At 63.3% G+C, this 18,391-nt stretch carries 21 protein-coding genes; 5 read left to right on the forward strand and 16 right to left on the reverse strand.

Annotated elements, in window-relative coordinates:
- Positions 1–84: 84 nt before the first annotated feature.
- Positions 85–1,503, reverse strand: coding sequence for a cardiolipin synthase (gene cls / locus MSKU9_RS05345; protein ID WP_141260305.1), 1,419 nt, complete (start codon positions 1,501–1,503; stop codon positions 85–87).
- A 120-nt stretch (positions 1,504–1,623) separates the two neighbouring features.
- Here cls and MSKU9_RS05350 point away from each other — a divergent pair, with 120 nt between their 5' ends.
- On the forward strand, positions 1,624–2,022 hold the full coding sequence (locus MSKU9_RS05350) for a YraN family protein (RefSeq protein ID WP_227002383.1): 399 nt from the start codon (positions 1,624–1,626) through the stop codon (positions 2,020–2,022).
- 15 nt (positions 2,023–2,037) lie between these two features.
- Here the strand turns inward: MSKU9_RS05350 and MSKU9_RS05355 are convergent, their stop codons facing one another.
- From MSKU9_RS05355 to purB, 10 genes are all read right to left on the reverse strand, one after another.
- Positions 2,038–2,370, reverse strand: a complete 333-nt coding sequence (locus MSKU9_RS05355; RefSeq protein ID WP_193557640.1) for a hypothetical protein — start codon at positions 2,368–2,370, stop codon at positions 2,038–2,040.
- 143 nt (positions 2,371–2,513) lie between these two features.
- A complete protein-coding gene (gene grxD, locus MSKU9_RS05360; RefSeq protein ID WP_141260306.1) occupies positions 2,514–2,849 on the reverse strand; it encodes a Grx4 family monothiol glutaredoxin in 336 nt (111 codons plus the stop codon).
- A 37-nt stretch (positions 2,850–2,886) separates the two neighbouring features.
- Complete coding sequence (locus MSKU9_RS05365; RefSeq protein ID WP_141260307.1) at positions 2,887–3,120, reverse strand: BolA family protein; 234 nt, start codon at positions 3,118–3,120, stop codon at positions 2,887–2,889.
- A 19-nt stretch (positions 3,121–3,139) separates the two neighbouring features.
- Complete coding sequence (gene purL, locus MSKU9_RS05370) at positions 3,140–5,350, reverse strand: phosphoribosylformylglycinamidine synthase subunit PurL (RefSeq protein ID WP_141260308.1); 2,211 nt, start codon at positions 5,348–5,350, stop codon at positions 3,140–3,142.
- Complete coding sequence (gene purQ, locus MSKU9_RS05375; protein ID WP_141260309.1) at positions 5,347–6,051, reverse strand: phosphoribosylformylglycinamidine synthase subunit PurQ; 705 nt, start codon at positions 6,049–6,051, stop codon at positions 5,347–5,349. Before purQ ends, purL begins: the two co-directional genes overlap by 4 nt.
- Positions 6,048–6,431, reverse strand: coding sequence for a Rap1a/Tai family immunity protein (locus MSKU9_RS05380; RefSeq protein WP_141260310.1), 384 nt, complete (start codon positions 6,429–6,431; stop codon positions 6,048–6,050). The genes purQ and MSKU9_RS05380 overlap by 4 nt, the downstream gene beginning before the upstream one ends.
- Positions 6,428–6,670 (reverse strand): phosphoribosylformylglycinamidine synthase subunit PurS, encoded by a 243-nt coding sequence (purS, locus tag MSKU9_RS05385; protein WP_141260311.1) that lies wholly within the window; start codon positions 6,668–6,670, stop codon positions 6,428–6,430. Before purS ends, MSKU9_RS05380 begins: the two co-directional genes overlap by 4 nt.
- A complete protein-coding gene (purC, locus tag MSKU9_RS05390) occupies positions 6,667–7,431 on the reverse strand; it encodes a phosphoribosylaminoimidazolesuccinocarboxamide synthase (RefSeq protein ID WP_061274201.1) in 765 nt (254 codons plus the stop codon). The genes purS and purC overlap by 4 nt, the downstream gene beginning before the upstream one ends.
- A gap of 131 nt (positions 7,432–7,562) precedes the next feature.
- A complete protein-coding gene (locus tag MSKU9_RS05395; RefSeq protein ID WP_141260312.1) occupies positions 7,563–8,306 on the reverse strand; it encodes an NRDE family protein in 744 nt (247 codons plus the stop codon).
- A gap of 42 nt (positions 8,307–8,348) precedes the next feature.
- Complete coding sequence (gene purB / locus MSKU9_RS05400) at positions 8,349–9,701, reverse strand: adenylosuccinate lyase (RefSeq protein ID WP_141260313.1); 1,353 nt, start codon at positions 9,699–9,701, stop codon at positions 8,349–8,351.
- A gap of 226 nt (positions 9,702–9,927) precedes the next feature.
- Between purB and MSKU9_RS05405 the strand changes: the two genes are divergently transcribed.
- From MSKU9_RS05405 to MSKU9_RS05420, 4 genes are read left to right on the forward strand one after another with little or no spacing between them, the layout of a single operon-like run.
- Complete coding sequence (locus MSKU9_RS05405; RefSeq protein ID WP_141260314.1) at positions 9,928–10,533, forward strand: YjbE family putative metal transport protein; 606 nt, start codon at positions 9,928–9,930, stop codon at positions 10,531–10,533.
- Positions 10,533–12,515 carry a lytic transglycosylase domain-containing protein gene (locus MSKU9_RS18835; protein ID WP_141260315.1) on the forward strand — a complete coding sequence of 661 codons (1,983 nt, stop codon included), beginning with the start codon at positions 10,533–10,535 and terminating at the stop codon, positions 12,513–12,515. The genes MSKU9_RS05405 and MSKU9_RS18835 overlap by 1 nt, the downstream gene beginning before the upstream one ends.
- On the forward strand, positions 12,515–12,979 hold the full coding sequence (locus MSKU9_RS05415) for a phosphatidylglycerophosphatase A family protein (RefSeq protein WP_141260316.1): 465 nt from the start codon (positions 12,515–12,517) through the stop codon (positions 12,977–12,979). The genes MSKU9_RS18835 and MSKU9_RS05415 overlap by 1 nt, the downstream gene beginning before the upstream one ends.
- Before the next feature lie 31 nt (positions 12,980–13,010).
- Positions 13,011–13,514: a CinA family protein gene (locus MSKU9_RS05420; RefSeq protein ID WP_141260317.1), complete on the forward strand. Its 504-nt coding sequence runs from the start codon at positions 13,011–13,013 to the stop codon at positions 13,512–13,514.
- A gap of 136 nt (positions 13,515–13,650) precedes the next feature.
- Here the strand turns inward: MSKU9_RS05420 and MSKU9_RS05425 are convergent, their stop codons facing one another.
- The 5 genes from MSKU9_RS05425 to MSKU9_RS05445 all read right to left on the reverse strand — a co-directional run bounded on the left by MSKU9_RS05425 (position 13,651) and on the right by MSKU9_RS05445 (position 18,381).
- On the reverse strand, positions 13,651–13,941 hold the full coding sequence (locus MSKU9_RS05425) for a hypothetical protein (protein ID WP_193557641.1): 291 nt from the start codon (positions 13,939–13,941) through the stop codon (positions 13,651–13,653).
- A 39-nt stretch (positions 13,942–13,980) separates the two neighbouring features.
- Positions 13,981–14,469 (reverse strand): type II toxin-antitoxin system RatA family toxin, encoded by a 489-nt coding sequence (locus MSKU9_RS05430; protein ID WP_141260318.1) that lies wholly within the window; start codon positions 14,467–14,469, stop codon positions 13,981–13,983.
- The gene (lipA, locus tag MSKU9_RS05435) at positions 14,469–15,461 is read right to left on the reverse strand and encodes a lipoyl synthase (protein ID WP_141260319.1); all 993 of its coding nucleotides are present in this window, start codon (positions 15,459–15,461) and stop codon (positions 14,469–14,471) included. Before lipA ends, MSKU9_RS05430 begins: the two co-directional genes overlap by 1 nt.
- 235 nt (positions 15,462–15,696) lie before the next feature.
- Positions 15,697–17,106 (reverse strand): dihydrolipoyl dehydrogenase, encoded by a 1,410-nt coding sequence (gene lpdA, locus MSKU9_RS05440; RefSeq protein ID WP_141260320.1) that lies wholly within the window; start codon positions 17,104–17,106, stop codon positions 15,697–15,699.
- Between the two features lie 12 nt (positions 17,107–17,118).
- On the reverse strand, positions 17,119–18,381 hold the full coding sequence (locus MSKU9_RS05445; RefSeq protein WP_141260321.1) for a pyruvate dehydrogenase complex dihydrolipoamide acetyltransferase: 1,263 nt from the start codon (positions 18,379–18,381) through the stop codon (positions 17,119–17,121).
- Positions 18,382–18,391 lie beyond the last annotated feature (10 nt).

Consider the following 18,391-nt stretch of genomic DNA (forward strand, 5'->3'; position numbering starts at 1 on the left):
ACCACCTTAAAAAAAGGCGACATCCAAAAAATTTTATTACTTACATGAAATAGTATGCATGCCCGTCCCTGTCAATTTACCCCCCTACAGGTAAGGCAGGAACAGCCGCGCCGCCGCGTCACGCATCTTGCGCGGAAAGGACCGGCGATCCAGGTCATGATGCGTCATGCGCACATGCCGGTGGGTGACGATGAAATCATCAATCCTGGTCGCCAGTGCCGCGTCATAGGCTTCAAGGTTGATTTCAAAATTCAGTCGCAGACTGCGCACGTCCAGGTTGGAACTGCCCACGAATGACCAGTGCCGGTCCACCACCATCAGCTTGGAATGGTTGAACGGCGGCCGCGCCAGCCAGATCCGGCACCCCGAATCAAGGAATCGCGGCAGGTTGGCCGACCGCGCCCAGTCCAGCAGGGTATGGTTGCTGTGCCATGGCACGATGATATCCACCTCGATCCCGCGCATGGATGCAAGGGCCAGTGCGGTCAGGAACCGGTCATCGGGCAGGAAATAGGGCGTCATGATCCGGATGCTGCGCCGCGCCAGGGTGAAGGCCTGCAGCATGGTATATTCGATCTTTTCCAGATCCATGTCCGGGCCTGCGGTCACGACGCGGCTCAGGCTGGGGCCGTGACTGTCCTGACGCGGAAAGTAGATGTCCGCCGTCAGTTCCTCACCACGGGTAAAGGCCCAGTCGCGGGCAAAAGCCTCGCTTAACTGATGGACGACCGGGCCTTTCACTTCAAAATGCGTGTCCGATACCGGATGGCGGGGATGGGCTGCCGCGACATTTTCTTCGCCAATGTTCAGGCCACCCATGAAGCCGGTCAGTCCATCCACCACCAGTATCTTCTTGTGGTCGCGCATGTTGATGAACGGCATGCGCCACGGCAGCATGGAATGCATGAACCGCCCCACCGGCACGCCCGCATCACGCAGGATGCGACCCACGCCACAGTTGAAATATCCCGACCCCACGCCATCAACCAGCACGCGCACCTGCGCGCCACGCCTGTGGGCCGCGATCAGCGCGTCACAGAACTGCCGCCCGACCCCGTCATCACGGAAAATGTACGAACACATCAGCACGCTATGCCGCGCGCCGTTTATGGCATCGAGCATACGCGGATAGACAATGTCCCCGTCATGCATGGGCACGATCGCATTGCCGCCCAGAAGCGGCCGGCCAGTCAGCTTGCCCACCATGGAGGCCAGCGGCGCGAAGGTTCCGGCTTCGTCACGCCGCCATTGCGATGACATGGTGCGGCTGCGCCAGGGGTGCTGTCCCGCCATGCGCCGTGCGCGCCTGTGCACGCGGTTGATGCCGAACATCAGGTACAGCATCCCACCCGTCAGCGGCATGAGCACGGTCACGCCAATCCAGCCGATGGATGCCCCGACATCACGCTTGGTCAGCAGCACATGCACCACCACCGCCGCGATAATGGACACGCGCGCCAGCAGCAGGCAAAGATCCCATATGGTCAGGAAATGAAGAAACATATCGCACATCCTGTCGCAGCCCACGGCGTCCGTCCATGGCCGCCAGAGCCCGGTCGTGCTGCCTGCTATATCCTACAAGCCGGGTTTACACACCCATGCCAGTCGCAGGAAAAACAAAGCATGACAATGCGTAATGCCCCACCCGCCCCCCTTCACCGCCAGCAGCGCGGCAGGCGGGCCTGCGCCGATGGCATGGCAGCGGAACGGCTGGCGATCGCGGACATTCAGGCCCGTGGCGGACACGTCCTGCTGCACCGTGCGCGTACGCGATGGGGGGAAGTGGATATCGTGGCACTGCAGGCAGGCTGCCTGATCTTTGCCGAGGTCAAGGCCCGCCCATCCCTGCTGGCAGCGGGAGAATCCATCCGCCCGGCACAGGTGGCGCGTATCATGAACGCCGCGCAGTTTTTATGCGCGGCCAACCCGCACTGGGCTTATGACAGCATCCGCTTCGATGTATGCGCGGTGCTGCCAGGCAATGTCGTGGAATGGATTCCGGACGCCTTCAGGCAATACTGAGTGGGCCACCCGCAATCAGGTGCGGTGGCGGACCGCAATCGGGTGAATATGGTGAACCACCGCGCCATGGGGATGATAGGCAATGGTGTGGACCATGGTGCGCCGCGTATGGGCCGCCGTGCTGTGGTTTGCTGCCATCACCACCGGGACGCGATGGCCACCTGCGCGACGGACATAGGTCACATGCCGGACCGGCGGCGGGGGGGCTGTCAGCGCACCCAGCGTCAGACGGTCGGCTTCCATGTCCGTCACGGCGTGGGTACGGGCATGGGCGGGGGTTACGATGCTGCCAACAAGACCTGCGCCAAGCAGTAACATTGTAGCAAAACGCAAGTCGCTATAGCGCATCAGGCCCCCTTGTTTTTCAAACCTGCACGAAGCTAGGCGAAAGCGTGGACCGGATGCAAGGGATGTTGTCCACAAAACAGGAAACGGGCGGAACATTTCTGTCCCGCCCGTCCCGATCGATCACGATATGACGCACCGTGCGATCAGGCCGCGGCGGAGGCGATGCCCTTTTCCGCCAGCAGCTTCTCCAGTTCGCCGGTCTGGTACATTTCCGTCACGATATCGCAGCCACCAATGAACTCACCCTTGATGTAAAGCTGCGGCACTGTCGGCCAGTTGGAAAAATCCTTGATGCCCTGGCGCAGTTCGGGATCTGCCAGCACGTTCTCGGTCTTGAACGGCACGCCAAGGTGCTTGAGCACCTGCACCACGCGCGCGGAGAAGCCGCACTGCGGGAAGGTGGCGTCGCCCTTCATATACAGCATGACGGGGTTGGCGTCGATCTGCGCCTGGATGCGCTGTGCGATTGTTTCAGCCATTGTTTTCGTTTCCTGCGTTGGGGGTAAGTATCCGTAATCAGTCCGGGGTCTGCGTCTGCAGGGCCAGCGCATGCAGCTTGCCGCCCATGTGCCCCTGCAGCGCATTATAGACCAGCTGGTGCTGCCGCACGCGTGGCAGGCCGCGAAAGACCTCGCTCACGACACGGCAGGCATAGTGGTCCCCGTCGCCTGCCAGATCATCGATCGTAATCTTCGCGTCAGGCAGGGCTTCGCGGATATAGGTTTCGATTTCCTGTGCCGTCATTGCCATCTGGCTTAAAACTCCTGCCCTATCGGTCCATCAGTCGCGGAAAAAATTCGGAATGCACCGCGAGCAGACGTGCCTTGGATATTGTGGACCCGCTGGGCAATGTCAAACCCTGCCCCCCCGAACGGCCCAGCCTGCGGCATGGCACACCTGCCTGCGCCGCAAGTGTGGCCAGCGCCTGCCCGTCGCGCACGGCGATGACATAGCGCGACTGGTCCTCACCAAACCAGAAGGCCTCGGGGCGCATGCCCGACTGCGGCGCATCCAGCACGCAGCCCGCCTGTCCTGCCATGACCATTTCGGTCACGGCCACCAGCACGCCGCCATCGGCCACGTCATGGCAGGCGATGATGGTGCCGTTCTGGATCAGGCCACGCACGAAATCACCATTGCGCCGTTCGGCGGCCAGATCGAGTTCGGGTGGTTCCCCATCCTGCGCGCCAAGGATTTCACGCAACCAGATCGACTGGCCAAGCTGGCCCTTCGTTTCCCCCAGCAGCATGACATCACAGCCATCGGGCATTTCCAGCCCGACCGCCGTGCGCACGTCCTCCAGCACGCCAAGACCGCCAATGGCCGGTGTGGGCAGGATGGACTGTGACGTGCCATCGGGCGCGCGGGTTTCGTTGTACAGCGAGACATTGCCGCTGACGACCGGGAAGTCCAGCGCGCGGCAGGCTTCCCCCATGCCCGCGATGGCATCGACGAACTGGCCCATCACCTCCGGCTTTTCAGGCGAGCCGAAGTTGAGGTTGTCCGTCACCGCCAGCGGGCGCGCGCCGGTCGCGGTAATGTTACGCCAGGCTTCGGCCACGGCCTGCGCGCCACCCAGCTTCGCATTGGCGCGGCAGTAACGCGGCGTGCAGTCGGTGGTCAGCGCCAGGCCGATTTCCGTGTCCTCGACCTTTACGATCGCGGCATCCGCCGCGCCCGGCCTGCGCACCGTCTGGCCGCCCACCGTGCTGTCGTACTGGTTGTAGACCCATGCGCGCGATGCAAGGTCGGGACAGCCGATCAGCCGGATCAGCGCCTGTTCCACGCCCACCGGGTCAATGATCGGCTCCATCGGCTGCGGCCTGAGCGCCGGTGCCGTCGGGCGATGGTAGACCGGGGCCTGGTCGGCCAGCGGGGCCAGCGGAATGTCGGCTTCCACTTCGCCCTTGTGGCGGATCACGATGTTGCCGGTATCGGTCAGGTGGCCGATGACGGCAAAATCCAGTTCCCATTTGTCAAAGATGGCGCGCGCCTGTTCCGTGCGGTCGGGACGCAGCACGATCAGCATGCGCTCCTGACTTTCGGACAGCATCATTTCATACGCCGTCATGCCACGTTCGCGCTGGGGCACGTTATCAAGGTCAAGGTCGATGCCAACCCCGCCCTTGCCCGCCATTTCAACGGAAGACGAGGTCAGGCCAGCCGCCCCCATGTCCTGAATGGCCACGATGGCGTCGGTCGCCATCAGTTCCAGACAGGCCTCGATCAGCAGCTTTTCGACAAACGGGTCACCTACCTGCACGGTCGGGCGCTTGGCCAGCGCGTCCTCGTCAAACTCGGACGATGACATGGTGGCCCCGTGGATGCCGTCGCGCCCGGTCTTGGACCCGACATAGATCACCGGGTTGCCCACACCAGCGGCAGCCGACAGGAAGATACGGTCCTGCCGCGCCACACCAACCGTCATGGCGTTGACCAGCGGATTGCCGTCATAAGCAGGATGGAAATTGATCTCGCCGCCCACGGTGGGCACGCCCACGCAGTTGCCGTAGCCACCCACGCCACGCACCACGCCGTCCACGATGCGGCGGGTCTGCGGATTGCCGGGGGCGCCAAAACGCAGGGCGTTGAGGTTGGCTATGGGTCGCGCGCCCATGGTGAACACATCGCGCAGGATGCCGCCAACCCCCGTCGCCGCCCCCTGATAGGGTTCAATGAAGGAGGGGTGGTTATGGCTTTCCATCTTGAAGATGGCGGCGAGACCGTGGCCGATATCAACCACGCCCGCGTTTTCACCGGGGCCATGGATCACCCACGGGGCCGTCGTCGGCAGGGTTTTCAGGAACGCACGCGACGATTTGTACGAGCAGTGTTCCGACCACATGACCGAGAAAATGCCCAGTTCCGTGAACGTGGGCGTACGGCCCATGATCGACAGGACATTGCCGTATTCTTCCGCCGTCAGGCCGAATTCGCGCGCCAGTGCCGCATCAACGGGGCGCGGTGACTTTGCACTCATCCGACCAGTGCCTCCACAAGTCCCGTAAACAGGGGTTTTCCGTCCTCGCCACCCATCAGCGGATCAACCAGATCCTCCGGATGGGGCATCATGCCGCAGATCCGCAGGTTTTCGCTGAACACACCGGCAATGGCGTTCATGGAACCATTGGGGTTCAACTGCGGGTCGCCTGCATCCACGCGGCCATCTTCGGCCACGTAACGGAAGGCCACGCGGTTCGTGTCCTCCAGCATGCGGATGGTGTCGGCACTGGCGATATAGTTGCCATCACCATGCGCCATGGGGGTGCGGAACACATCGCCCTTTGCCCAGTGGCGGGTGAACGGCGTGTCATTGCGTTCAACGCGCAGGAAACAGTCCTGCGACAGGAAACGCAGCGCCGCGTTACGCAGCAATGCGCCGGGCAGAAGCTGCGCTTCGGTCAGGATCTGGAACCCGTTGCACACGCCAAGGATATGACCGCCTTTTTGCGCAAATTCACGGATTGCCGCCATGATCGGCGCATGCGCCGCCATCGCGCCACAGCGCAGGTAATCGCCATAGCTGAAACCACCGGGCAGCACGACAAGGTCGGTGCCTGCGGGCAGCGCCGTTTCGCGGTGCCACACCATGGTGGGCGCCTGTCCGGCAACCCCGCGCAGGGCAATGGCCATGTCACGTTCGCGGTTGGTGCCGGGAAAAACTACAATCGCCGCCTTCATTTGCCGCCGCCGCAGGGATAGGTTTCACGCAGTGCGGTGAACACGACCTCGCCCGCCGGGCGGGACAGCCCGTCGCGGTGGTCCTTCATCCAGCTTACGACCTTGCCACGCATGTCCGCCGTGGATGTGGCGGGGGCCACGCAGAAGGCCGCGACATCCTTGGTGTCCTTTTCGGCATTGCGCTCGAACAGGTGGTCAAGGGCCGCGGAATCAGCGATACCGGAGATATAGGCATCACAGATACCCGTACCCGTGGGCTTGGTGCACAGCGAACCAAGCTGTTCGCCCGTCAGGCGCGAGACACGCTGTGCTGACGCATGGGCCGCGGGCAGGCCCACGGCCATGATGCAGCCAAGGGCAAGAAGGCGGGCGATCTTCATCCAACGACCTCCGTCGTGAAGTCCTCGATCACAAGGTTGGCCAGCAGCGCGCGCGCCATGGCGTCAGCCTGCGCGCGGGCACGTTCGCAGTCGGTCTCGTCAATTTCCAGCTCGATCACGCGACCGATGCGGACTTCACCCACGTTCTTGAAATCCAGCACGTGCAGCGCGTGTTCCACGGCCTTGCCCTGCGGGTCAAGCACGCCTTCCTTCAGCATGACGGTCACACGCACCTTCATTGCATTACCTCCGGTCCCTTCATGTCGGAATTCGTGGCCTCGGGCAGGATGCCCAGGCGCATCGCGACTTCCTGATATGCTTCTTCAACCTTGCCCATGTCCTTGCGGAAACGGTCCTTGTCCAGCTTCTCGCTGGTCTTGGCGTCCCACAGGCGGCAGTTATCGGGCGAGATTTCATCCGCCAGCACGATACGCATGTTGTCGCCTTCGAACAGGCGGCCGAATTCCAGCTTGAAATCGACAAGGATGATGCCGATGCCCATGAACAGGCCGCACAGGAAGTCGTTCACGCGCATGCTCAGCGCCACGATGTCTTCCATGTCATGCGGGCAGGCCCAGCCGAAGGCGGTGATGTGTTCCTCGCTCACCATCGGGTCGTTCAGGGCGTCGTTCTTGTAATAGAATTCGATGATCGGGCGCGGCAGGCGCGTGCCTTCCTGAATGCCCAGCCGCTTGGACAGGGAGCCCGCGGCGACATTGCGCACCACGACCTCCAGCGGAATGATCTCCACTTCCCGGATCAGCTGCTCGCGCATGTTCAGGCGGCGGATGAAATGGGTGGGGATCCCGATATCGTGCAGCCTCAGCATGAGGTGTTCGCTGATACGGTTGTTCAGCACCCCCTTGCCGGTGATGATGCCCTTTTTCGCGCCGTTCCCGGCGCTGGCGTCATCCTTGAAATACTGCACGAGGGTGCCCGGTTCGGGCCCCTCGAAAAGGATCTTGGCTTTTCCTTCGTAAAGCTGGCGACGGCGGCCCATACTCGTCCTTCACATAACGCTGCGGGGACGGGCCGGGAGCGGCCCCTCCCCTGATCTGCAGGATCTGTTGCTGGCATGATCCCAAATGGTCCGCATGCCATAGCAGCGATCCGGGCGGGAAGATACCATATTTACCCCGCCTGCGCGCCCGGGGCCGACAGATTGATTGGCTGGTAGCCCACACGGTCTGGCGCGCCAGCGGCAAAAAACCATGAATGCCGCCCGTCGCGCGCCACCCCGATGGCGGATGAACTGCACGTACCAAAGCCCGAACGCGGCGGGATGTTCAGTTCACTGCCCGCAGGCAGCGAACGGTCGGCCAGCAGCGTGGTCCATCCCGTCCATTGCAGCGGCACCGGGCGAGGGGTTGCGCGGAAACGCGGCAGGTGGCGGGCGATGCGCGGCATGGCCATGTCATCGGGGTCGGTGGTGGCGACCATGTGCACGCCAGGCGCCAGTGGCTCGACCTGTGGCTGGCCGTAGCCAGGGCCACGGATGAAGAAGGCGTCGTTCCCGTCCGCCACGATCATGTTGAACGACCGCCATTCGCCTGCATCGATCGTGGCGATATGGCCTGCCGCTTCACGCGCGGTGGGGAAACGTCCGGCCAGCAGCGGCAGCGCCCCGCGAGAGTTCTTGCCCGGCATCGGCCCAAGACTGCCCACGCGGTTCATGATGCCTGCCACCACGCCCGCGTCATTCAGTGTCAGCCACGACCCGCCCGCGATCTGGTCCTGGCCGCCCACGACATCAGGCTGCTCCGGCCAGTGCCGCCCCGGTGGCAGCCATGGCCGGTCAAGGCGTTCATCACGGTTGGCCGCCATCAGCAGCGGCCATTCCAGGGCCGGGTCGTGGGAAATGACGACTGTGCACACGCCTTGATATCCTGCTGTTGTTTGCGTCAGGCCATGGTGTGGTCAGGTCCGCGCGGGGCCGGACTCACCAAACACGCGGCTGTAGGTATGGTCGATCTGGCGCAGGTGGGCATTGCTGTCCATTGCTGCATCCAGCACTTCGGACGGCACCCGGCCCGCGACTTCGGGGTCGGCGTCCAGATTTTCGCGGAAAGTCTTTGCGTCCTTGTGCCCCAGCTTCGTCCATGTCTCCATGGCGTTGCGCTGGACGATGCGGTACGCATCTTCGCGCAGGATGCCCGCGCGCGCCAGCGCCAGCAGCACCTCCCCCGAATGCACCACGCCACCCAGGCTGTCGATATTGGCCTGCATCTGTTCGGGATAGACCACCAGCTTTTCCATCATCCCCGCAAGCCGCATGAGCGCGAAGTCCAGCCCGATCGTGCCATCGGGACAGATGTTACGCTCGACCGAGGAATGGCTGATGTCACGTTCATGCCACAGCGCCACGTTTTCCAGCGCCGGTATGACGTGCGAACGCACAAGGCGGGCCAGACCCGTCAGGTTTTCCGACAGCACCGGATTGCGCTTGTGCGGCATGGCGGACGAACCCTTCTGCCCCTTGTGGAAGAACTCTTCCGCCTCACGCACTTCCGAACGCTGCAGGTGGCGCACTTCGGTAGCCAGACGTTCGATGCCGCAGGCGATCACGGCCAGCGCGCAGAAATACGCTGCATGCCGGTCGCGCGGGATAACCTGCGTGGACACGCCTTCGGGCTTCAGGCCCAGCTTGTCCGCCACGTATTCCTCAACACGCGGGTCGATATGGGCATAGGTGCCCACCGCGCCGGAAATGGCGCAGACGGCGATTTCATCGCGTGCGCGGACCAGACGTTCGCGGTTGCGGGCAAATTCGGCATAATGGCCCGCGATCTTCAGGCCGAATGACGTCGGCTCGGCATGGATGCCATGGCTGCGGCCGATGGTCAGGGTGTATTTGTGCTCAAACGCCCGGCGTTTCAGCGCCACCAGCACCGCATCGAGATCCTGCAGCAGCAGGTCGGTGGCCTGCACCATCTGCACCGACAGGCAGGTATCCAGCACGTCGGACGATGTCATACCCAGATGCACGAAGCGGCTGTCGGGGCCGACCTTTTCCGCAAGCCACGTCAGGAACGCAATCACGTCGTGGCGGGTTTCGGCCTCGATTTCATCAATGCGGTCAAGGTCCGCCTGTGAAAAGGCGGCCATGGCGGCGTCGCCCTTCGTGCGGATGGTCTTTGCGGCCTCGGCCGGGATCACGCCATATTCCGCCATGGCTTCACAGGCCAGGGCCTCGATTTCGAACCAGATGCGGTAACGGTTCTCGGGCGACCAGATGGCGGCCATGACGGGACGGGTATAGCGCGGTACCATGTTCTCGGGCTTCCTTTGCTGCAACGGACGATACAGGATCAGGCGGCCTTCCTAACCAATTCTGCCGCTTGCGTCTCCCTTATATTCACGCGCGATTCATAACGTGGCATATATCATGCGCCGGAACGGACATGTTTGCATGATGCGGGCAGCGAACGGCATAAAGCGATTGTGAAAACCGCGCGCCCGCCTGTCGCGGCCATCTGCCCAGGAACTGACCTTGCCCATGTCTGCCATTTTTTCCGCCTCATCCCTTTACGCACTGGCGCAGGTTGTCCTGATTGACGTGACGCTGGCGGGGGATAACGCCATCGTGGTGGGCATGGCGGTGCGCAACCTGCCGCACAGTTCACGCCGAATCGCCATTCTGTGCGGCGTGCTGGGGGCGGCGGCAATCCGGATATGCCTTGCCCTTGTGGCGGTCAGGCTGCTGGCCATCATCGGGCTGACGCTGGCGGGCGGGCTGCTGCTTTTATGGGTGTGCTGGCGCATGTACCGTGAAATGGCCGGCGACGCCCATGCGGAAGGTGACACCCCCGCCCCCGCATCGCTGCGCAACGCCATCATCCGCATCATCGTGGCCGATCTGTCCATGAGCCTTGATAACGTGCTGGCGGTGGCGGGTGCGGCGGGCGAGCACATGGGCGTGCTGGTGGCGGGGCTGGTGATATCGGTGGTGCTGATGGCGGTGGCGGCGTCGCTGATCGCACGGCTGCTGGAACGCTATCGCTGGATTTCGTGGGTCGGGCTGCTGGTTGTGCTGGCTGTGGCGATCGAACTGATCGTCAAGGGCGGAGGCGAGGTCTGGACCCATGTGGGAGGAGCCGCGTAATGCCGCGCAGGGCTGGTCCCCGCCCCGGTCCCGTTGCGACATGGGGCCTTGCCGCGGGACTGGCGCTGCTGTCTGTCCCCCCGCTGCATGCGGCCCCTGCCCCCGCCACGCCACAGGGTGGCTGGCCCACACCGGGACAGGCCGCGACCGGCAATGCCGATGATGATCCTGTCGCGGCCAAGGTGCTGGTTTACCTGCGCCTGCTGTCAGCGGACGGCACGGCGGGGGAATACGCGACCTTCCTGACCGAAAACCCTTCATGGCCGCAGCGCCCGCTACTGCTTGCGCGTTTCCAGCAGAAACTGGCGGCCGAACCCGATGACGCGGTCGCGGGTACATTATGCGACCGCCAGCAGCTGACGGACGTGCATGCGCTGGTGCGCTGCGCACACGCGATGCCGCGGCCTGCCGCACTGGACAGCTGGGCGCGCGTCGCATGGGTCAACCGTGCCGATACGCAAGCGGAAGCGCAGGCCATGCTGTCCGCTTTCGGCCCCGTGCTGACGCCACAGGACCACTGGCTGCGATTCGACCGGCAGGAACGCGCGGGCAGGATTGATGCGGCGACACGGCAGGTTCCCATGCTTGACACCATCCAGCAGCCTGTCGCGCGCGCGCGCCTGGCCTTCCGCCGCAATGACCCCGATGCCGAAGGCACGCTGGCCACCCTGCCGCCCGAACAGCAGGCCGATGGCGCGCTGGTGCTGGACCGCCTGCGCTGGCTGCACCATGCGCAGCGCCTGGATGAGGCACTGTCCCTGTGGCACGAACGCGGGGTGGAAACCGAAAAGCAGCAGACCCCGGCGGTCGCTGCGGTTTTCTGGCGCGAACGCGACGCCATGGCGCGTGACCTGCTGCTGGCCCACCGCACGGATGACGCGCTGTTCATGGCCAATGACCGTACCGATACCGGGTCGGCCACGCGGTACGATGCCCTGTTCCTGACCGGATGGATCCGGCTGGAATACCTGCATGATGCTGACCACGCACTGGCTGATTTCACGCCACTGGCGCAGGCGGTACCCGTCATTACCCGCAGTCGCGGACTGTACTGGGCCGGGCGCGCACTATGGGCGCAGGGGCGGCATGGACCGGCCAGGACCCAGTGGCAGCAGGCGGCGGCGCTGGCCAACACGTTTTATGGGCAGATGGCCATTGAACGGCTGGCGGGCGACAGCATGAACCAGCTGATCGTGCCCGATCAGGCAGGCCGCCAGATCCGCAGCTACCTGCTGCGTGAACGCGAACCCACGCCCGGTGTGGCCGATTCCGTACATTTCGACACAAGCGACCTTGCCCGTGCCGCTGAAATACTGGTGGCGTGGGGCGACCGGCACCATGCGCGTGACTTCATCCTTGCCCTTGATGCACAGGACACCGGTATCGCGAAGCACGTGCTGGCCGCGCGCATGGCCACCCGCCTTGGCATTCCCGACGCCGCCGTGATGGTGGCGCGCCTGGCGGGCAAGGACGGGCTGACGCTGGTCCGTGAAGGCTGGCCACGTGCCTATACTCCGCCAACATCCACCCTGCCCGCCGATGTGGAACTGGCGGTGGCGCGGCAGGAAAGCGGGTTTGACGCGGGCGTGGTCAGCCCCGCCCATGCGGTGGGATTGATGCAGCTGCTGGTCCCCACCGCGCGCGAGATTGCGCGCAAGGCCGGTCTGAACGTGAATGTCAGCGCAGCCAGCCTGACCGACCCGCAGCTTAACATGCGGCTGGGGGCAGCGTTCCTGGCGGATATCGCACAGCGCATGGGCGGCGCCGTACCGTATGTGGCCGCCGCCTACAATGCGGGGCCGCACCGCACGGATACCTGGCTTACGACATTGGGCAACCCCGCGCGTGACACACCACAGCCGGACGCCATGCTGGACTGGATCGAAAGCATCCCGTTTGGGGAGACGCGCAATTACGTTGAACGGGTGGAGGAGAACATGGCGATTTACCAGGCAACCGATCCGGCTCTGGACCACGGCTGATGGCGCGTCCCCTGTCCCACCTGATCGCAAGTTTTGGCGGCACGGGGTTCGCCCCGCGCGCACCGGGCACCGTGGGGTCGCTGGCGGCCCTGATCGTTGGGGTGCCGCTGCTGGGCCACTGGATCTGGATGGCGCTGGCGGTGCTGGTGTGCACGGCGGTGGGCTACCGCGCCACACAGCTTGCCTCCAACGGGGAGGATCACGGCTGGATCGTGATTGATGAGGTCGCTGGCATGTGGCTGGCCATGTTCCCGCTGGCCCCCCTGCGCCTGTCCACCCTGCGCTGGGCGGATGTGCTGTGGCTGCTGCTGGCGTTTGCCCTGTTCCGCCTGTTTGACATTACCAAGCCCGGCCCGGTGGGCTGGTTCGACCGCAGACATGACGCCATGGGCATCATGGGCGATGACATCGTGGCAGGCATCATGGCGGGCATCATCCTGACAGGCATCCGTTTCCTGGCCTGATGCGTTAGGATGGCAAAGGAGACCATACCGGATGTTACCTGATACATTCCTTGCCCATATGCCCGACGCGCTGGCCCGCTTCCGTTCGGCGGGATGCCGGGTCGTCACGGCGGAAAGCTGCACCGGTGGCCTGCTGGCAGCTGCCCTGACCGAATCTGCCGGATCATCGGACGTGGTGTGCGGCGGATTTGTCACCTATTCCAACAGCATGAAGGCCCATGCGCTGGGCGTGCCCGCGAAGCTGCTGGAGCAGTACGGTGCTGTCAGCCGCGAAGTCGCTGCCGCCATGGCGCAGGGGGCGCTGGCACATGCGCCTGACGCCAACCTGTCGATCGCCATTACCGGCATTGCCGGTCCCGGCGGAGCCATACCGGACAAGCCGGTCGGCCTGGTCTGGTTTGCCGTGGCCACCAGCGGCACGGTGGATACGGTGTCCCATCTTTTCGCAGGCGAACGGTGGGACGTACGCACGCAGGCGGTCCGCACCGCGCTGGCCCTGCTGCTGGACCATGCGGGACGACTGTCGGCAGAATAAGCCGTTATTTCATTAAGTAATAAAAGTTTTTGGTAATGCTTTTTGTAAAAAAGCTTCAAAGAACGCCGCCTTTCTGAAAAAAGGCGGCACTCAAAAACTTTCATTTTTTATCAGATGGTTGTTTTCAGACAGCTTCTTAGTATCCGGCAACCGTGCTGCCCGTTTCGGGCACGCGGATGGCAGGCGCGGTCTGGCCCGTGCCCTCGGCCTGCACCGGGTGGTCCGGGCTGGCTGCGGTTGGCGTGGCGGCAGGCTGGAGTGAGGCCCGGGCCTTCTGCAGGCTCTGGTTATTCAGGTCGGCGGTTTCCGCGTCGCTGGCGGCAATGGATTCCCTGTTTGCATGGTGGGATGACGCGGGGGCCGCAGATGCAGGCTGCGCCATACACAGCAGGACGCCCCCTGCCATGGCGGTGATAATGGTTTTCATGATGGGGTATTTCCCTGTCCGGTTTTACGTAAGGGGACGTCAGGCGTTACCGGCCTTGGCCGGGCCGACGGGTTGTTGCGGTACGGGAACCGCAGGCGGTGGTCCGTAGATGTCACGGGCCCGGCGGATGAAGGCCGAGACCATAAGCCGCACCGCTTCGTTGAATACCACGCCAATCGCCGCCTGCAACAGGCGCGAGCGGAATTCGAAATCCACGAAGAAATCGACCAGGCAGCCACGCGGCTCCGGCGTGAAGGTCCATACATTGTTCAGGTAACGGAATGGCCCCTTTTCATAACTGACCCGAATGGTATTGGGCGCTTCCAGCAGAACGCGGCTGGTGAACGTTTCCCGGAACGGGCCAAAACCGATGGTCAGATCAGCCACCAGTTCGTCCGCCGTGCGGGTGCGCACGCGCGCACTGGTGCACCACGGCAGGAACTGGGGGTATTTCCCGACGTCGGCCACCAGGTCAAAAAGCTGGCTGGGGGAATAGGCAATAAGCCGACGTTCGGCATGGGTGGGCATTACTTCATCTCCGTTGCGCCACGTTCTGTCCGCAGGCGTTGTTCACGTGCGGCGCGCAATTCCGCAAAATCAGAATCCGCATGGTACGACGACCGTGTCAGCGGCGAGGAACTGACCTGCAGGAATCCCTTCACACGGGCCATGCCCGCATAGTCGGCGAATTCCTCGGGCGTTACAAACCGGGCCACCGCAGCATGCTTCACTGTTGGTTGGAGATATTGCCCCATTGTGATGAAATCAACGTCCGCAATCCGCAGGTCATCCATGACCTGAAGTATTTCGGGCCGTTCTTCCCCCAGCCCCAGCATCAGTCCCGATTTTGTGAAGATGGACGGGTCCATCCGTTTCACGTCATCCAGCAGGCGCATCGACTGGTAATACCGTGCGCCGGGCCGGATGGCGGGATACAGCCGGGGCACGGTTTCCAGGTTGTGGTTGAATACATCAGGCCGCGCGGCCACCACGATCTCCAGACTGCCGGGCTTGCGCAGGAAGTCGGGCGTCAGGATCTCGATGGTGGTATCGGGGGCTGCGGCGCGTATGGCCGCAATCACGCGCGCGAAGTGATGCGCGCCACCATCGGGCAGGTCATCACGGTCCACCGATGTTATGACAACATGCCGCAGGCCCAGCTTCGCCACCGCGTCGGCCACGCGCTGCGGTTCATCCGCATCCAGCGCATGCGGCAGGCCCGTAGTGACATTGCAGAACGCGCAGGCACGGGTACAGATTTCGCCCATGATCATCATGGTGGCGTGGCGCTGGGACCAGCATTCACCAATATTGGGGCAGGCTGCTTCCTCGCACACGGTCACCAGCCTGTTGTCACGCATGAGCTTGCGCGTCTCGTGATAGGTCGGGTGGTTGGGCGCGCGCACGCGGATCCATTCGGGCTTGCGCGCGATGGGGTTGTCGGGCCGGTGTGCCTTTTCAGGGTGCCGAGGCGCGGCCTCCCCTTTCTTCCGGTGATCGATCATCAAACGCACGGACATAACGCAAAAATTCCCGTAAACAGGCAGATATCCAGAAGTGTAACGCCTGCCCCACCACGTCAAGCATTCTTGCCGCCTTCGTCCCGGCAGGGGATCACAACCGCACGATCAGGGCGGTCATCCCCTGCCTGCCAGACGACCGGAAGTTTCTGGTAAAGCTTTTTTCAAAACGCTTCAAAGAACGCCGCCTTATTTGAAAAAAGGCGGCGTGCCCAAATTTTTCCCTTTTTATCAATCAGATATGCAGCGCTCCGTCATAGGCCGCCAGCACCGCTTCGTGCATGGTTTCCGATATGGTGGGATGCGGGAAGATGGTTTCCTTCAGTTCCGCGTCCGTCAGTTCCCCGGTGCGGGCAATGACGTAACCCTGGATCATTTCGGTCACTTCGGGGCCGATCATATGCGCGCCCAGCAATTCGCCCGTTGCGTCGTCAAATATGGTCTTGACCATGCCCTCCGGCTCACCCATCGCGATCGCCTTTCCATTGCCGATGAAAGGGAAACGCCCGACACGCAGCTTATGGCCCGCCGCCTTCGCCTTTTCTTCCGTCATGCCGACGGATGCAACCTGCGGGCGACAGTAGGTGCAGCCGGGAATGTTCAGCGGGTTGATCGGGTGGACGGTGCGGCCCGCGATCTGTTCGGCCACCATCACGCCTTCATGGCTGGCCTTGTGCGCAAGCCACGGCGCACCGGCGATGTCGCCAATGGCGTATACCCCCTTCTCCCCCGTGCGGCAGTAGGGATCAACCCTGATATGGGTGCGGTCCACTTCGATCGCAGTGCCCTCAAGGCCGATATTCTCGACATTGCCAACAATACCAACCGCCGAGATCACGCGCTCCACCATAACCTGCCGGGTCTTGCCCCCCATGGTCACGTCAATGGTGACGGAGTTGTCGCCCTTTCTGATCGCGCCCAGCTTTGCCCCGGTCAGGATTTTCATTCCCTGCTTTTCCAGCGCCTTGCAGGCAAAGGCGCTGATTTCCGCATCTTCCACCGGCAGGATGCGGTCGGCGACTTCCACAATCGTCACCTCGGCACCCATGTTGCGGTAGAACGAGGCAAATTCGATCCCGATTGCGCCCGACCCGATCACCAGCAGGCTGCGCGGCAGTTCTTTTGGCACCATGGCTTCACGATAGGACCAGACCAGCTTGCCATCCGGTTCCAGACCCGGCAGCACGCGGGCACGTGCCCCCGTGGCCACGATCACGTTGGGCGCGGTCAGGGTAACGGTTTCCTTCCCGTCCACACTGACCGACACCTTGCGCTGCCCGCCTGCCATGCCCGCCAGTTTGCCGAACCCGTTGATGACGGTGACCTTGTGCTTTTTCAGAAGATGGGCAACACCCGCCGAAAGCTGGGCCGAGACATTGCGCGACCGCTTGACCACCCTGGCGAAGTCAAAACGCACGTTGTCGGCAGCAAACCCGAATTCACCCAGATTGTGCAGCAGGTGGTTGATTTCGGATGCGCGCAGCAGCGCCTTGGTCGGGATACAGCCCCAGTTGAGACAGATGCCCCCAAGCTGGGCTGCCTCGACCACCGCGACCTTCAGCCCAAGCTGGCCCGCGCGGATGGCCGCGACATAACCGCCCGGTCCGCCACCAATGACAATGACATCAAATTGCGTGGTGTTCATCAGACCGTTTCCTCAGACCACAAGGCTCATGGGATTTTCAACCACGTTGCGGAAAGCCGATACCCATTCCGCCGCCAGCGCCCCGTCCACCACGCGATGATCGACCGACAGGGTGACGGTCATGACGGTAGCGATGGTGATTTCATCCCCCTTCACCACCGGCCTGCGTTCCCCCGCCGCGATGGCGAGGATCCCGGCCTGTGGCGGGTTGAGGATGGCGGAAAACGCCTTCACCCCATACATTCCCATATTGGAAATGGAGAACGTGCCGCCCTGAAATTCCTCCGGCTTCAGCCTGCCCGCCCGCGCACGGGTGGCAAGGTCGCGGACTTCGTTACTGATCTGACGCAGGCCCTTGGTATCGGCACGGCGGACGATGGGCGTGATCAGCCCGTCAGGGATGGAGACGGCAACAGAAATATCCACGTCGTCATACACCAGCGTCGCGTCATCGCTGTACGCCACGTTGACCTTCGGCACGCGGCGCAGCGTAAGGGCGGCTGCCTTCACCAGCATGTCATTGACCGAAATCTTGTACGCATCCGGTCCCTCGGCGGGGGACGCGGCGTTCAACTGCTTGCGCAGCGCCAGAAGCGCGTCAAGCTGCACGTCCATTTCCACATAGAAATGCGGGACGGTGGTCTTGGCTTCCGTCAGCCTGCGCGCGATCACCTTGCGCATGGTGGAATGCGGCACGCGTTCATACCCCGCACCGGCGGTCACGGGGGCTGCCACAGGCGCAGCGGCGGCGGGTTTCGGCGTGGGAGGGGCTGCGCTGGCTGCCTGTTCCACGTCCCGACGCACGATCCGCCCGTTGGGGCCGCTGCCCTTCAGCGTGGACAGGTCGATGCCCTTGCCTGCCGCGATCCGGCGTGCCAGCGGCGAGGCAAAGACACGCCTGCCCTTGGCCGTCGGGGCCGCAGCAGGAGCGGCCTGCGGCGCAGGGGCTGCGCTGGCGCTGGCAGTGGCGGGCGCGACGGAAGCCGGTGCCGCCGCCGGGGTTGCGGGGACGGGGGCATCCGGCACGCTTTCCCCTTCGGCCACCAGTATGCCGATGGGGGTATTGACGGCGATGCCTTCTGTCCCTTCCGGGATCAGGATACGGCCCAGCACGCCTTCATCCACGGCCTCGACTTCCATCGTGGCCTTGTCGGTTTCGATTTCCGCGATCACGTCGCCTGCGGCAATCGCCTCGCCTTCCGCCTTGACCCAGCGGGCCAGCTTGCCTTCCGTCATGGTCGGCGACAGGGCGGGCATCAGGATGTTGATGGACATCGTGCGGTTC

Source organism: Komagataeibacter diospyri, assembly GCF_006538165.1.
In the GTDB taxonomy this organism is placed as follows: Bacteria; Pseudomonadota; Alphaproteobacteria; order Acetobacterales; family Acetobacteraceae; genus Komagataeibacter; species Komagataeibacter diospyri.

What these genes read in the sequence shown, in the direction of transcription:
- cls (WP_141260305.1), bottom strand. Translation starts at nt 1,503, where the DNA reads ATGTTTCTTCATTTCCTGACCATATGGGATCTTTGCCTGCTGCTGGCG.
- MSKU9_RS05350 (WP_227002383.1), top strand. Translation starts at nt 1,624, where the DNA reads ATGACAATGCGTAATGCCCCACCCGCCCCCCTTCACCGCCAGCAGCGC.
- MSKU9_RS05355 (WP_193557640.1), bottom strand. Translation starts at nt 2,370, where the DNA reads ATGCGCTATAGCGACTTGCGTTTTGCTACAATGTTACTGCTTGGCGCA.
- grxD (WP_141260306.1), bottom strand. Translation starts at nt 2,849, where the DNA reads ATGGCTGAAACAATCGCACAGCGCATCCAGGCGCAGATCGACGCCAAC.
- MSKU9_RS05365 (WP_141260307.1), bottom strand. Translation starts at nt 3,120, where the DNA reads ATGGCAATGACGGCACAGGAAATCGAAACCTATATCCGCGAAGCCCTG.
- purL (WP_141260308.1), bottom strand. Translation starts at nt 5,350, where the DNA reads ATGAGTGCAAAGTCACCGCGCCCCGTTGATGCGGCACTGGCGCGCGAA.
- purQ (WP_141260309.1), bottom strand. Translation starts at nt 6,051, where the DNA reads ATGAAGGCGGCGATTGTAGTTTTTCCCGGCACCAACCGCGAACGTGAC.
- MSKU9_RS05380 (WP_141260310.1), bottom strand. Translation starts at nt 6,431, where the DNA reads ATGAAGATCGCCCGCCTTCTTGCCCTTGGCTGCATCATGGCCGTGGGC.
- purS (WP_141260311.1), bottom strand. Translation starts at nt 6,670, where the DNA reads ATGAAGGTGCGTGTGACCGTCATGCTGAAGGAAGGCGTGCTTGACCCG.
- purC (WP_061274201.1), bottom strand. Translation starts at nt 7,431, where the DNA reads ATGGGCCGCCGTCGCCAGCTTTACGAAGGAAAAGCCAAGATCCTTTTC.
- purB (WP_141260313.1), bottom strand. Translation starts at nt 9,701, where the DNA reads ATGGTACCGCGCTATACCCGTCCCGTCATGGCCGCCATCTGGTCGCCC.
- MSKU9_RS05405 (WP_141260314.1), top strand. Translation starts at nt 9,928, where the DNA reads ATGTCTGCCATTTTTTCCGCCTCATCCCTTTACGCACTGGCGCAGGTT.
- MSKU9_RS18835 (WP_141260315.1), top strand. Translation starts at nt 10,533, where the DNA reads ATGCCGCGCAGGGCTGGTCCCCGCCCCGGTCCCGTTGCGACATGGGGC.
- MSKU9_RS05415 (WP_141260316.1), top strand. Translation starts at nt 12,515, where the DNA reads ATGGCGCGTCCCCTGTCCCACCTGATCGCAAGTTTTGGCGGCACGGGG.
- MSKU9_RS05420 (WP_141260317.1), top strand. Translation starts at nt 13,011, where the DNA reads ATGTTACCTGATACATTCCTTGCCCATATGCCCGACGCGCTGGCCCGC.
- MSKU9_RS05425 (WP_193557641.1), bottom strand. Translation starts at nt 13,941, where the DNA reads ATGAAAACCATTATCACCGCCATGGCAGGGGGCGTCCTGCTGTGTATG.
- MSKU9_RS05430 (WP_141260318.1), bottom strand. Translation starts at nt 14,469, where the DNA reads ATGCCCACCCATGCCGAACGTCGGCTTATTGCCTATTCCCCCAGCCAG.
- lipA (WP_141260319.1), bottom strand. Translation starts at nt 15,461, where the DNA reads ATGTCCGTGCGTTTGATGATCGATCACCGGAAGAAAGGGGAGGCCGCG.
- lpdA (WP_141260320.1), bottom strand. Translation starts at nt 17,106, where the DNA reads ATGAACACCACGCAATTTGATGTCATTGTCATTGGTGGCGGACCGGGC.
- MSKU9_RS05445 (WP_141260321.1), bottom strand. Translation starts at nt 18,381, where the DNA reads ATGTCCATCAACATCCTGATGCCCGCCCTGTCGCCGACCATGACGGAA.